The sequence below is a fragment of the Mesorhizobium sp. B2-5-7 genome, from assembly GCF_006440875.1.
GTDB lineage: Bacteria > Pseudomonadota > Alphaproteobacteria > Rhizobiales > Rhizobiaceae > Mesorhizobium > Mesorhizobium australicum.
Genome location: NZ_VFUO01000002.1, coordinates 840,246 through 852,784, shown reverse-complemented (window position 1 = coordinate 852,784; position 12,539 = coordinate 840,246). Strand labels below are relative to the sequence as shown.

The following is a 12,539-nucleotide window of genomic DNA, read 5'->3' as shown; positions in this document are numbered from 1 at the left end:
ACGAACCGGCCATCGCAATGACAGCTCGAACGATCAGGCGGCGTAGCCGCCATGGCCGCGTGCGACGGCGCGCGCCACGATGACCGGCTCGATCTCGGGCCAGAGAATACCGGTGGCTTCCGCGAATTCAACAAGCGCATGGCGCGCCTCGTCCCTCGTGATGCAGCCTTCCAAGGCCAGGCTGCACGCCTCGACGGCATTGCGATAAAGCGGACCACGTCGGGAGGTCGTCCAGTTGGTCAGGAAATCGTGCATTTCGGCCAGCGAGGCGATTTCGCGCTTGAAGCCGAGACCGACGGTCAGTGCGACGGGCGAATGAAACAGCTTGTCGTGCATGAAGCGGGCTCCTGATTGGACGCGGGTTCTCGGAGAAAATCCTGGCGGGGATCTATGATGAGACGCCGGGTAACGCATCGCGAGCCGGGAGGTTCCGGAGCAAACAGGACCTTTTGCGGAACGCACGCCTGAGTGCGCCGGAAATCTTGCATCCTGATCCACCGGCCATGACTGCTACTCCGTCGGACCGGCGAGAAGACGGATTAAGGTTCGATAGTCGAGATGCTAGTATGCTAGACTGCACCCAGAAGCGCCCGGCGAAAAGGGAACTGGCGGAGAGAGCGGGATTCGAACCCGCGTTACGGTCTCCCGTAAACACACTTTCCAGGCGTGCGCCTTCAACCACTCGGCCACCTCTCCGTCCTTGCATTTTTCGCGACGGCCGGTTTCGCCGCGCGGGTTGGGGACAATGCAGTCCCTTCAGGGAGGAGTAGCGATTTCCGCGCTATGGGTGCCGCCAACCAGCGGACACCTCTCCCCGGCACCTGAGCCGTCAAAGCAACAGGCGCGGGGCTCATCTAGTCGATCCCGCGCCGAATGCCAAGCCATAACGACAGTCTATTCGCTTTGCCGGCCACACAGCGCTTCGCGAGGCCGCCGCGGCATCCGTTTCGAGGTGCCGACGCCCCGAATGATGTGCACAGGCGAGCCCGCAAGGCCGGCCGCGCTTGACTTCGTCGCGGGCCACCTGTCGAGTGAAACGGAGGCTTTGCGGGGGGGCATCGTCCGGGCATGACATCAGGCAGTGAACAACCGGGCGGCGGGATGCCGGGGCAGGCGCCAATCGGGCGCCCGGACAGCGGGCTGTCCTACGTGCCGGTGGGCTGGCTCATCTTCGTCATGGCGTGGTCGGTCTACGGCCTGGCCTCCGCCTGGTGGCTGACCGGCAATTCCGGCCTGCCGGACAGGATTTTCTATTTCCTCCTTGGCGGGCTTGCCGTCGACATCATCACCATCCTGTGGGGGCTTTATTTGCTCGGCCTTGCCTTTGGCCGCTCGGCGCGCTTCCCGCGCCAGTTCATCATCTGGCAGGTGGCGACCATCGCCTGGGTGCTGGCGAGGCAGGCCTATGTGCTCGCCGTGCCCGATTTCGTCTTTTCCGCCAGGAGCCTGCTTATCGGCGGCGTCGAAATCGCCATCGGCCTGCTCTGCATCTATCTGCTGCGCCGTGGGTCCGGCGCCGAGGGCGTCTATGCCAGGTCGCGGATCGAAGCGCCGTCGGTCTTCGTTTCCATCGTGGCTGCCTTGCTCGGCATCGTCCTGGGCGCGATCATTGGCGCGGTTGGCGGCTTCCTGGCTGGCTCGGTGATCGCCGATGTCGCCGAGGTCAGTTGCTTCGAGGGCGGCTGCGGCTACTTTGCCGCCTTCATCGGATTGGCCGGGCTGGTGGTCGGCGCCATTGCCGGAGGCATTCTTGCCGTCTGGCTCGTTCACCGCCCCAGGCGCGAGCCGGTCGCATAGGGCCCAGAAAAGCGCGGGCCTTAAATTCGCGTATCGCGATTGCAGCTGAACCGCACGCATTCTATTTCTGTTCGGACATGTGCCGGCGGTCTTCTGGTCAGCGTCCAGGGGGAACCGGGGGAGAGCCTTGATGTTTCGCTTCGTCTTTCGTCTTGCGGCCATGGTCGCGCTATCGGTTTCCGTCATCATGGCGGTGCTCGACACGACGCGCACGGTGGCGGCTTCGGCCCTTGTGCTGACCCCGCTCAACGCCAGTTGGCTGGCCGTCTCGCCGGACACGCGGGCCGCCTTCGAAACCTTCGTCCGCGCCAAGGCCAGTCCGCTGCTGTGGGACACAGTCATCGCCTGGGTGCTCAACCAGCCGGGCTTTGCCGTCTTCGCGGTGCTGGCCTTCCTGCTGTACGCCATCGGCTATCGGCGGCAGCGGCGCACGGGACAGTTCGCCGCGAACTGAACCCATCTCCCGCACCATTCCGGCCGGCTGCTGAAAGCTGCACGCAAGATCGGATCGCGGCGTGGCTTGCCCGTGGCACGCTTTTCCAAAAGGTCAAAATTCCGCGTGAATTTTGTTTCGGGCCGTGCCAGATTGCCCGGGAGCGGGAGGGCAATACACTCCTGGCTAACGTCGTTTGCTTGCCGGAGAACCGGGCTGCAGGCGGTGTGCAACGGAAAAAATAACCGACAGGGTGTGGATCACATGAAACGTATCGTTCTCGGCCTTCTGGCCGCAACCGCAATGGTTCTTCCGGCTTTCGCCGCGGATGTCCAGCCGGCCATCCTCTATGATCTGGGCGGCAAGTTCGACAAATCCTTCAATGAGGCTGCCTACCATGGCGCCGAAAAATTCAAGACCGAGACCGGCGTCGCCTATGTCGAGTTCGAAGTGTCCAACGCCTCGCAGCGCGAGCAGGCGCTGCGCCGCTTCGCCGAGGACGGCCACAACCCGATCGTCATGGCAGGCTTTGCCTGGGAGGATGCGCTGAAGAAGGTCGCGGCCGAATACCCGGACCTCAACTTCGCCATCATCGACGATGCGGTCGACCTGCCCAATGTCCGCTCGCTGGTGTTCAAGGAGAATGAAGGCTCCTATCTCGTCGGCATCATGGCCGCGATGGCGTCGAAGTCGAAGAAGGTTGCCTTCGTCGGCGGCATGGACATCCCGCTGATCCGCAAGTTCGAATGCGGCTATGTCGGCGGCGCCAAGTCCGCTGGCGCGACCGACGTCATCCAGAACATGACTGGCGATACGCCGGCGGCGTGGAACGATCCGGCCAAGGGTGGCGAGATCGCCAAGACGCAGATCGACCAGGGCGCCGACGTGGTTTACGCGGCCGCCGGCGGCACCGGCGTCGGTGTGCTGCAGGCGGCGGCCGATGCCGGCAAGCTCGGCATCGGCGTCGATTCCAACCAGAACGGCCTGCAGCCCGGCAAGGTGCTGACCTCGATGCTGAAGCGCGTCGACGTTGCCGTCTACACCGCCTTCATGGATGGCAAGAACGGCACCTTCAAGGGTGGCGTCGAGAATCTCGGCCTCAAGGAAGGCGGCGTCGACTACGCCATGGACGACAACAACAAGGCACTGGTGACCGACGAAATGAAGGCGGCCGTCGAAAAAGCCAAGGCCGACATCATCGCCGGCACGGTCAAGGTGCACGACTACACAGCCGACAACGCCTGCCCCTATTGATCGGCGGCAGCGTACGGCCATGATCTGCAACCGCCGGGCGAAAGCCCGGCGGTTTTGCTTTTGCCGATTGAACGAAGCTCGCAAATGGCATGGAGCGAGGAATGCAGCCAACGATCGAACCCATGCGCGGGCATGACATCGAAGTCGTCGCGCGACTGCGGATTGCCGCCTTCTTCGAGGGCACGGGAAGGACGCTGGAAGAGGATGCGGCAGGGCTCCGCAACCTGCTGACCAGCGACGGCCTCGAAAAGGCTCTGGTTGCCCGTGTGAACGATGTGCCGATAGGCACCTGCCTGCTGGTCCGCCACGAACTGGAACCGGCGCATGATCTGACACCGTGGCTGGCCGGGCTTGTCGTCGACGCCGGCCATCGAGGCAAGGGAACCGGCACCGCGCTGGTCGAGGCGATCGAAGCGCATGCAGCGTCAGCCGGCGTCGAGACGCTCTACCTCTACACTTGGCAAGCGCGCGAGTTCTACGCGGCGCTCGGGCTGGGACACGATCGAGCTGTGCGAGCAGGACGGCGACACGATGATGCTGATGTCGCGCCGGCTCCATCACAATGTGCCCAGGAGATAGCCGAGCGCGAAGGCCGCAATCAGCCCGGCCATGACGACAAGTCCACGCCTACCGCCAAGCGAATGCACACCAACGCCGTACGGCTGACGGGACAAGCTTCGGATCACTGTCGGCGACTTGGCATCATTGCCGCCCAGGCCAACGCCTTGCATCTGCGGCAATTCGGCGAGTCGCTGCGTAACCAGTTCCCAATGATTGACGCCGGCTGGTTTTTCGGCGCGATCGAAGACATGCATGCGCTCGGCCAGTTGCACCACCGCGTCGCGGAACGCAGGGTCGATCTCGAGATCGCGCTCGGCCCGCTCGCGCTCGGCATCGTTCATCAGGCCCAGCACATAGTCGCCGGCCCTTGCGATACGATCGCTCTCACCGGCCATGATCCGTGCCCTCCCCCTCTCCTCACCAGTGTGGCGGCTTGGTCACCGGCACATCCGGTGCCGCCTGCTCTTCAAGCGCCAGGAAGCGGTCTGTCAGCGCATCAAGCTTGCGCTGCATGCGTTCGATCACCTTCCACTGCTCGGCGATCTGGCCCGACAGTTCCTCGATGGTCTTCTCCTGCTCCGCGGCGCGGATTTCCAGCGTCGTCAGCCGGTCGGCGGGCATGATCATGCAAAGTCCCCAGTTTGTACCGCGACACCTTGCGCCGCAACGTCAAATCGACCTCGCCATAGTAGCGAATGTGAGAGCTTCGGCCACGTTCGAAATTGACAAGCGCGCGGGGATTTGTCGAGAGTGGATGCTGCTCCGGACAATTGGCATGGGCGGAGTGCCATGCTAGGCGTTTTGACCAAGCGATAAAAAAATAAGAGTGGGACAGGCTGCATGGCGCAAGCCGCAATCGAACTGATCGGCATCAACAAGAGTTTCGGCGCGGTGCGCGCTAACCGCGACATCAATCTGGAGATCGCGCGCGGCACCATCCACGGCATCGTCGGCGAGAACGGCGCCGGCAAGTCGACGCTGATGTCGATCCTCTACGGTTTCTACCAGGCCGACAGCGGCGAGATCCGCGTCGGCGGCAAGCCGGCATCGATCAAGACACCCAACGACGCGATCGCGCTCGGCATCGGCATGGTGCACCAGCATTTCATGCTGGTCGACAATTTCTCCGTGCTGGAGAACATCATCCTCGGCGCCGAAACCGATGCGCTTCTGAAGAGCAGCATCGCCAAGGCGCGCTCCGAGCTTGACCGGCTGGAGCGCGAATACGGGCTGGAAGTCGATCCCGATGCGATTATCGAAGAACTGCCGGTCGGCCTGCAGCAACGCGTGGAAATCCTGAAGGCGCTTTATCGCGGCGCCGAAATCCTGATCCTCGACGAGCCGACAGGCGTTTTGACGCCGGCCGAGGCCGACCACCTGTTCCGCATCCTCAGGCAGTTGAAGGAACAGGGAAAGACGGTGGTGCTGATCACCCACAAACTGCGCGAGATCATGGCCATCACCGACACCGTGTCGGTGATGCGTCAGGGCACGATGGTGGCGACCCGGGAGACCAGGAAAACCACTGTCGAGGAACTGGCCGAACTGATGGTCGGGCGGCGTGTCCTCTTGAGGGTCGAAAAGGGCGAAGCCGAGGCCGGTGCCGTCAAGCTCGCGGTCAAGAACTTGACGGTCAGGGATTCCCGTGGCGTCACCATGGTCGACGACGTCTCCTTCGATTTGCGCGCCGGCGAGATCGTCGGCATCGCCGGCGTTGCCGGCAACGGGCAATCCGAGTTGCTTGAGGCGATTTCCGGCATCAGGCATGCCGTTTCCGGTTCCGTGACGCTCGACGGCAAGCCGATCGATCTCACCGGCAAGGCCGATCCCGGCGAATTGCGCGACCGTGGCCTCGCCCACGTACCGGAAGACCGCCACCATGTCGGGCTGGTGCTGGCCTTCGAGGAGAACGAGAATTCCATCCTCGGCTACCACGACGATCCCCGTTACCTCAGGGGACCGTTTCTCAACATCGATGCCATCATGGACGATGCCAGGGGCAAGATCGAGAAATACGACATTCGTCCCGGCAATCCGCGCCTGAAGACGGCCAATTTTTCCGGCGGCAACCAGCAGAAGATCGTGCTCGCGCGTGAAATAGAGCAGGACCCCGGCGTCTTGATCGTCGGCCAGCCGACGCGTGGCGTCGACGTCGGCGCCATCGAGTTCATCCACAAGCGCCTGATCGCCATGCGCGACCAGGGCAAGGCGGTGCTGGTGGTATCGGTCGAGCTAGACGAGATCCGCTCGCTCTCCGACCGCATCCTGGTGATGTTTGCCGGCCGGGTCGTTGGCGAGCGCGGCCCCGACGCGACCGAAGGCGAGCTTGGCCTGCTGATGGCCGGTGTCGAGCATCGGGAGGCGGCGCAATGAGCACGCCTTACGCCAAATTGCCGGCCTGGGCCGACTACGGGCTGATCCCGCTGATCAACCTGTCGGTCGCCTTCATCGTCGCTGGCTTCGTCGTCATGCTGGTCGGCGAAAACCCCTTCCGTGCCGCCGTCATCCTGGTCGAAGGCGCCTTCGGCAAGGGCACCGGCATCGCCTTCACCCTCTTCTACGCCACGACCTTCATATTCACCGGGCTTTCGGTGGCGGTGGCGGCGCATTGCGGACTGTTCAACATCGGCACCGAGGGGCAGGCCTACATCGCCGGCCTCGGCATCGCCATCGTCTGCCTTTCCTTCGACAGCACACTGCCCTGGTGGCTGACATTTCCGCTGGCCATCGTCGCTTCGGCGCTCGTGGGCGCATTGTGGGCCCTGATTCCCGCCTATCTGCAGGCCAAGCGGGGCTCGCACATCGTCATCACGACGATCATGTTCAACTTCATCGCCGCCTCGATCATGGTCTACCTGCTGGTCGGCCCGCTGAAGCCGGCAGGGTCGCAGGCGCCGCAGACGCGTAACTTCCTCGCCGGCGCGGAGCTGCCGAAACTGAACTGGATCATCGAATTGTTCGGCGCCAAGATCCGCTCGGCCCCGCTCAACATCTGCTTCCTGCTGGCGCTGGTGATGGCTTTCCTGGTCTGGCTGCTGATCTGGCGTACCAAGCTCGGCTATGAGATGCGCACCTATGGCCACAGCCCGAAAGCGGCCCGCTATGCCGGCATTTCGGAAACCCGCATCATCATCACTGCGATGATGATCTCGGGCGCGCTGGCCGGCATGATGGCGCTCAACCCGGTGATGGGCGACCAGCACAATGTCGCGATCGACTTCGTTTCTGGCGCCGGTTTCGTCGGTATCGCCGTGGCGCTGATGGGCCGCCTGCATCCGGTCGGCATCGTGCTGGCGGCGATCCTGTTCGGCATGCTTTACCAGGGCGGCGCCGAACTCGCCTTCGAGATGCCGGCAATCAGCCGCGACATGATCGTCATCATTCAAGGATTGGTCATCCTCTTCGCCGGCGCGCTGGAGCATATGTTCAGGCCCTATATCCAGGCTCTGTTCGCCTCGTTCAGCCCGAAATCGGTGGGCATGCAGGCTGTCAACGGGAAGGGCGCCTGAGATGGATATCTTCAACGCGATCATCCAGGTGCTGGACTCTACCATCCGCCTGTCGGTGCCGCTGCTGCTTGCCTGCCTCGCCGGCCTCTATTCGGAGCGGGCCGGCATTTTCGACATCGGCCTCGAAGGCAAGATGCTGGTCGGCGCCTTCGCGGGTGCTGCCGCTGCCTCCGTGTTCCATTCGGCGCTTATCGGTCTCGGCATGGCGATCCTGATCTCTGTCGCCTTCGCTTTGGTGCACGGCTTTGCCTCGATCACCCATCGCGGCAACCAGATCGTTTCGGGCGTTGCGATCAACTTCGTCGCCGCTGGATCGACCATCATTCTCGGCCAGGCATGGTTCCAGCAGGGTGGCCGCACGCCGGCGCTGCAACCGGGCGAACGATTCGAGGCGATCATCTGGCCCGGCGCCGATGCAATCAGGGGCGTGCCGATCATCGGTCCGATCTATGCCGAACTGATCTCCGGCCATTCAATCCTCGTCTATTTCGCCTTTGCGATGGTGCCGTTCACCTGGTGGGTGCTGTTTCGCACGCGTTTTGGCCTCAGGCTGCGCGCGGTCGGCGAGAATCCGGCCGCGGTCGACACCGCCGGCATCTCGGTCGCCTGGCTGCGCTATCGCGCGCTGATCTGCACGGGCATCCTGACCGGATTTGCAGGCGCCTATCTTTCGATGGTGCAGAATGGCGGCTTCGTGAAGGACATGACCGCGGGCAAGGGCTACATCGCGCTGGCCGCGCTGATCTTCGCCAAATGGAAGCCGGTCAACGCCATGTTCGCCTGTCTGCTGTTCGGCTTCCTCGACGCGGCGTCGATCCGCCTGCAGGGAACGCCGCTGCCCATAGTCGGCAAGGTGTCGGTGCAGTTCATGCAGGCCCTGCCCTATATCCTCACCGTCATCCTGCTTGCCGGCTTCATCGGCAAGGCCATCCCGCCGCGCGCCGGCGGCGTGCCCTATGTCAAGGAACGCTAAAGGTCGACAGTTCGGCGCAGACGAAGCGCCGGGTTTTGGACACGATCATCGGAGAGAACACCTGAATGTCGCATGATCTGTTCGAAGCGGCCAAGGCTGCCATGGCCAAGGCTTATGCGCCTTATTCCAAGTTCCCGGTGGGTGCCGCCATACGCACCGAGGACGGACGCGTCTTCACCGGCGCCAATATCGAGGTCGCCTCCTATCCGGAAGGCTGGTGCGCCGAGACCACCGCGCTTGGCCATTATGTCATGGGCGGCGGCGGCAAGATCGTTGAAATCGCCGTCCTTGCCGAACGCATGGCCAAATGCTCGCCTTGCGGCGGCTGCCGCCAGCGACTGGCCGAATTCTGCCGCCCGGAAACGAAGCTCTATCTCTGCGACAACACCGGCGTGGCCGAAACCGTGACCATGGGCGACATGCTGCCCTACGGCTTCCGCGGCGACATTCTGAAATGAAGAGCTGGCTGATATGACGCAAAAAACGGTCGACCACCTTATCGAAAGGCTGGACGGCCTGGCGCCGTCGACCGCGCTTGTGCTGGGTTCGGGCCTGGGCGGCCTGGTCGACCGGATCGAGAATCCGATCCGCGTCTCCTATGCCGACCTGCCCGGCTTTCCCGGGAGCGGTGTCAGCGGCCACGCCGGCCAAGTGGTCGCCGGGCTGTTTGCCGGCGTTCCCGTGCTTATGCTGTCCGGCCGCGCCCACTACTATGAGCATGGGAACGCCGCGGCGATGCGTCCGGTGCTGGAAGTGCTCGCCGGCATCGGCATCACGAAACTGATCCTCACCAACGCGGCCGGCTCGGTCGATCCGGATATGCCGCCGGGTTCGGTGATGCTGCTCACTGATCATATCAACTTCTCCGGCACCAACCCGCTGATCGGCGAGCCCAGCGACCGCCGTTTCGTCGGCCTCACCGAAGCTTATGATGCCGGCATCCGCGACGCGATCGAAGGCGCGGCGAAGGCGACCGGCACTGCGCTTCACAAGGGCGTCTACATGTGGTTCTCGGGCCCCTGCTTCGAGACGCCGGCCGAAATCCGCATGGCGCGCATCATGGGCGCCAACGCCGTCGGCATGTCGACCGTGCCGGAAGTGATTCTCGCGCGTTTCCTCGGCCTTCGCGTCGCTGCCTGTTCGGTCATCACCAATTTGGCCGCCGGCATGACCGGAGCCGAGCTTTCGCACCAGGAAACCAAGGACATGGCGCCGGTTGGCGGATCGCGGCTGGCAACGGTGCTGCAGCGCGTGTTCCGTGACGGGCTGCTGGAGAGCTGATGCTTCCACAGGAAATCATCCGTCACAAGCGCGACGGCCACAGGCTGGCGCCTCACGAGATCGCCGCCTTCATCGACGGCGTGACGTCGGGTACCGTCACCGACGGCCAGGTCGCGGCCTTTGCCATGGCGGTGTTCTTCAACGGCATGAACCGCGACGAGGCGGTGGCGATGACGCTGGCCATGCGCGATTCCGGCGACGTGCTCGACTGGTCGGATTTGCCAGGCCCTGTCACCGACAAGCATTCCACGGGCGGTGTCGGCGACAATGTCTCGCTGATGCTGGCGCCGATCGTTGCCGCCTGCGGTGCCTATGTGCCGATGATCTCGGGCCGTGGCCTCGGCCATACCGGCGGCACGCTGGACAAGATGGATGCCATTCCCGGCTATATCAGCCAACCCGACATCACGCTGTTCCGCAAAGCCGTGCTTGAAACCGGCTGCGCCATCATCGGCCAAACCGCCGACCTGGCACCTGCCGATCGCCGGCTCTACGCCATCCGCGACGTGACCGGAACCGTGGAGTCCGTGCCGCTGATCACCGCATCGATCCTGTCGAAGAAGCTCGCGGCGGGCCTGCAATCGCTGGTGCTCGACGTCAAGGTCGGCAATGGCGCCTTCATGGAGAAATCCCGAGATGCGACCGCGCTTGCCAATAGCCTCGTCGAGGTCGCCAGCGGCGCCGGACTGAAAGTCTCGGCGCTAATCACCGGCATGAACGAACCGCTTGCCTCCGCCGCCGGCAATGCCGTCGAGGTGCGCAATGCCGTCGATTTCCTGACCGGCCGCCTGCGCGACCGGCGGCTGGAGGACGTGACGCTGGCGCTGGCAGCCGAAATGCTGCAGTCGGCGGGACTGGTGTCGTCGAACCAGGACGGCATGCGCCGCGCCACCGAGACACTCGCCAGCGGCCGCGCAGCCGCCACCTTCGCGCGCATGGTGACGGTGCTTGGCGGCCCCGCCGATTTCATCGAGAAGCCAGAGAAATATCTGTCGGAAGCAGCAACGGAAATCGCGGTGAAGGCGACGTCGGAGGGTTTCGTCACTGGCATCGCCACCCGCGACATCGGTCTCGCGGTCGTCGGCCTGGGCGGCGGGCGCACCCGGCCCGACGACAGGATCGACCCCTCGGTCGGCATCACCAGGCTGCTGCCCATAGGCGCGGAAGTACGCGCCGGAGATGCGCTGGCGCTGATCCACGCCCGCTCACCGTCCGATGCCGAGACGGCAGCCGCGACCGTGCTTTCAGCCTATGCGATCGGCGCTTCGAAGCCGGCCGCCGACAAGTCGGTCATCCGGCGGATTCTGCCGCGTGGCTGAGTGGACCTACTGAACCAGCAGCAATGTGCCGTTTTCGGCCTGGTATTTGCCGAGTCTGTTGAGAAAGCTCATGCCGATCAGGTTGGTGCGCAGTGCCCTGTCGTCGAGTACGATCGCCTGCACACCTTCGACGCTGATGCTGCCGATCTGCAGACGATCAATCGTCACCACGGCTGCCTTGATGGTGCCGTTGGCGGTGTTGACTTCGTGGCTGAAATCGGAGGGATTGAGCGACAGTCCGATCCGGCGTGCCGTCGACATATTGACCGCGACCAGCGTCGCACCGGTGTCGATCATGCCGTCGACTTGACGGCCGTTGAGCCTGAAGGTCGACGAGAAGTGTCCGCGCCCGTCCGCCGCGACCACGACCTTCCGGCCGGTCGGCAGCGGCGCTACCGGCTTGTCGGGAACGGAGGCCAGGCTGACATCCGGTTGCGTCTCGGCCGCTGGCTTGGCCGTCACCGCCGATTTCAGCAGGTTTTCGAATATTCGCGGATTCGACTGGTAGACGACCGGGATCGATGCCGACGCACCGGCAAAGACGCTGAGAATGAGAAGCTTGCGCAGCATGGATCGGCCTTTGTGAAGAGCTGATCATTAGCGCCGGATGGTGTTTGCCGCTTTAACGCGCGCCGGAACCACGTCTTTGCGTAAACGCCTGGTAAAAAATACCAAGCACATTGCTCGGGTATTACTTCGTCCCGTACATGCGGTCGCCGGCATCGCCAAGGCCGGGCATGATGTAGCCCTTCTCGTTGAGCTGGCGGTCGATGGACGCGGTGAAGACCGGAACATCCGGATGCGCTTTGGTAAAGCGCTCGATGCCTTCGGGCGCCGCCAGCAGGCACAGGAAGCGGATGTTGGTGGCGCCGCGCTCTTTCAACTTGTCGATCGCCGCGATCGCCGAATTGGCTGTCGCCAGCATCGGGTCGACGACGATGACCAGCCGGTCGGCGAGGTCGCTCGGCGCCTTGAAGAAATACTCGACGGCCTCCAGCGTTTCATGATCGCGGTAGAGGCCGACATGGGCGACGCGGGCCGCCGGCACCAGGTCGAGCAAACCTTCGAGCAAGCCGTTGCCGGCGCGCAGCACCGAGGCGAAGACCAGCTTCTTGCCCTCCAGCGTCGGAGCCTCCATCGTCTCCATAGGCGTTTCGATCGTTGTCGTCGTCAGTTCGAGATTGCGGGTGACCTCATAGCCGAGCAGCAGCGATATCTCACGCAGCAACCGCCGGAAGCCGGCCGTCGAGGTCTCCTTCTTGCGCATGATGGTCAGCTTGTGCTGGACAAGCGGATGATCGACGACGGTGACGCCCTTCATGATGTGCTCCGACGGAATAGTGAGTGGTGAACAGTGAGTAGTGAATAGTGAGCCGATTTGCGAGTCCCTGCGTCAGTGAAAGCGCCGGCCT

Annotated in this window: 14 protein-coding genes, 1 tRNA gene and 1 pseudogene; 10 read left to right on the top strand and 6 right to left on the bottom strand. The window is 63.6% G+C overall.

Annotated features, from left to right (window positions below):
* Positions 1–33: 33 nt before the first annotated feature.
* Positions 34–336, bottom strand: a complete 303-nt coding sequence (locus FJ543_RS11670) for a DUF982 domain-containing protein (RefSeq protein ID WP_140875139.1) — start codon at positions 334–336, stop codon at positions 34–36.
* A 270-nt stretch (positions 337–606) separates the two neighbouring features.
* Positions 607–696 (bottom strand) — tRNA-Ser (locus tag FJ543_RS11665).
* 372 nt (positions 697–1,068) lie between these two features.
* On the opposite strand from FJ543_RS11665, the gene FJ543_RS11660 reads away from it, so the two are divergent.
* The 4 genes and pseudogenes from FJ543_RS11660 to FJ543_RS31820 all read left to right on the top strand — a co-directional run.
* Positions 1,069–1,797, top strand: coding sequence for a DUF2569 domain-containing protein (locus FJ543_RS11660; RefSeq protein ID WP_224622286.1), 729 nt, complete (start codon positions 1,069–1,071; stop codon positions 1,795–1,797).
* Positions 1,798–1,927: 130 nt separating this feature from the next.
* A complete protein-coding gene (locus FJ543_RS11655) occupies positions 1,928–2,251 on the top strand; it encodes a hypothetical protein (RefSeq protein ID WP_015315760.1) in 324 nt (107 codons plus the stop codon).
* A gap of 243 nt (positions 2,252–2,494) precedes the next feature.
* A complete protein-coding gene (locus FJ543_RS11650) occupies positions 2,495–3,484 on the top strand; it encodes a BMP family ABC transporter substrate-binding protein (RefSeq protein WP_015315759.1) in 990 nt (329 codons plus the stop codon).
* Between the two features lie 89 nt (positions 3,485–3,573).
* Positions 3,574–3,915 (top strand): annotated as a pseudogene (locus FJ543_RS31820) (GNAT family N-acetyltransferase); the annotation flags it as partial.
* A 126-nt stretch (positions 3,916–4,041) separates the two neighbouring features.
* Here FJ543_RS31820 and FJ543_RS11640 read toward each other — a convergent pair.
* On the bottom strand, positions 4,042–4,440 hold the full coding sequence (locus tag FJ543_RS11640; protein ID WP_140618821.1) for a hypothetical protein: 399 nt from the start codon (positions 4,438–4,440) through the stop codon (positions 4,042–4,044).
* A gap of 22 nt (positions 4,441–4,462) precedes the next feature.
* On the bottom strand, positions 4,463–4,669 hold the full coding sequence (locus FJ543_RS11635; RefSeq protein ID WP_123151274.1) for a SlyX family protein: 207 nt from the start codon (positions 4,667–4,669) through the stop codon (positions 4,463–4,465).
* A 216-nt stretch (positions 4,670–4,885) separates the two neighbouring features.
* Between FJ543_RS11635 and FJ543_RS11630 the strand changes: the two genes are divergently transcribed.
* The 6 genes from FJ543_RS11630 to deoA all read left to right on the top strand — a co-directional run bounded on the left by FJ543_RS11630 (position 4,886) and on the right by deoA (position 11,127).
* Positions 4,886–6,418 (top strand): ABC transporter ATP-binding protein, encoded by a 1,533-nt coding sequence (locus tag FJ543_RS11630; protein WP_140875137.1) that lies wholly within the window; start codon positions 4,886–4,888, stop codon positions 6,416–6,418.
* The gene (locus FJ543_RS11625) at positions 6,415–7,554 is read left to right on the top strand and encodes an ABC transporter permease (protein ID WP_015315755.1); all 1,140 of its coding nucleotides are present in this window, start codon (positions 6,415–6,417) and stop codon (positions 7,552–7,554) included. The genes FJ543_RS11630 and FJ543_RS11625 overlap by 4 nt, the downstream gene beginning before the upstream one ends.
* 1 nt (position 7,555) lies before the next feature.
* Positions 7,556–8,527, top strand: a complete 972-nt coding sequence (locus FJ543_RS11620; RefSeq protein WP_015315754.1) for an ABC transporter permease — start codon at positions 7,556–7,558, stop codon at positions 8,525–8,527.
* 65 nt (positions 8,528–8,592) lie between these two features.
* The gene (gene cdd / locus FJ543_RS11615) at positions 8,593–8,985 is read left to right on the top strand and encodes a cytidine deaminase (protein ID WP_140618828.1); all 393 of its coding nucleotides are present in this window, start codon (positions 8,593–8,595) and stop codon (positions 8,983–8,985) included.
* 13 nt (positions 8,986–8,998) lie between these two features.
* Positions 8,999–9,808: a purine-nucleoside phosphorylase gene (locus FJ543_RS11610; RefSeq protein ID WP_140875135.1), complete on the top strand. Its 810-nt coding sequence runs from the start codon at positions 8,999–9,001 to the stop codon at positions 9,806–9,808.
* On the top strand, positions 9,808–11,127 hold the full coding sequence (gene deoA, locus FJ543_RS11605; RefSeq protein WP_015315751.1) for a thymidine phosphorylase: 1,320 nt from the start codon (positions 9,808–9,810) through the stop codon (positions 11,125–11,127). The genes FJ543_RS11610 and deoA overlap by 1 nt, the downstream gene beginning before the upstream one ends.
* A 6-nt stretch (positions 11,128–11,133) precedes the next feature.
* Here deoA and FJ543_RS11600 read toward each other — a convergent pair whose 3' ends face one another.
* Both FJ543_RS11600 and upp read right to left on the bottom strand, forming a co-directional pair.
* A complete protein-coding gene (locus FJ543_RS11600; protein ID WP_015315750.1) occupies positions 11,134–11,697 on the bottom strand; it encodes a TIGR02281 family clan AA aspartic protease in 564 nt (187 codons plus the stop codon).
* Positions 11,698–11,818: 121 nt separating this feature from the next.
* Positions 11,819–12,448, bottom strand: coding sequence for a uracil phosphoribosyltransferase (gene upp, locus FJ543_RS11595; protein ID WP_015315749.1), 630 nt, complete (start codon positions 12,446–12,448; stop codon positions 11,819–11,821).
* Positions 12,449–12,539 lie beyond the last annotated feature (91 nt).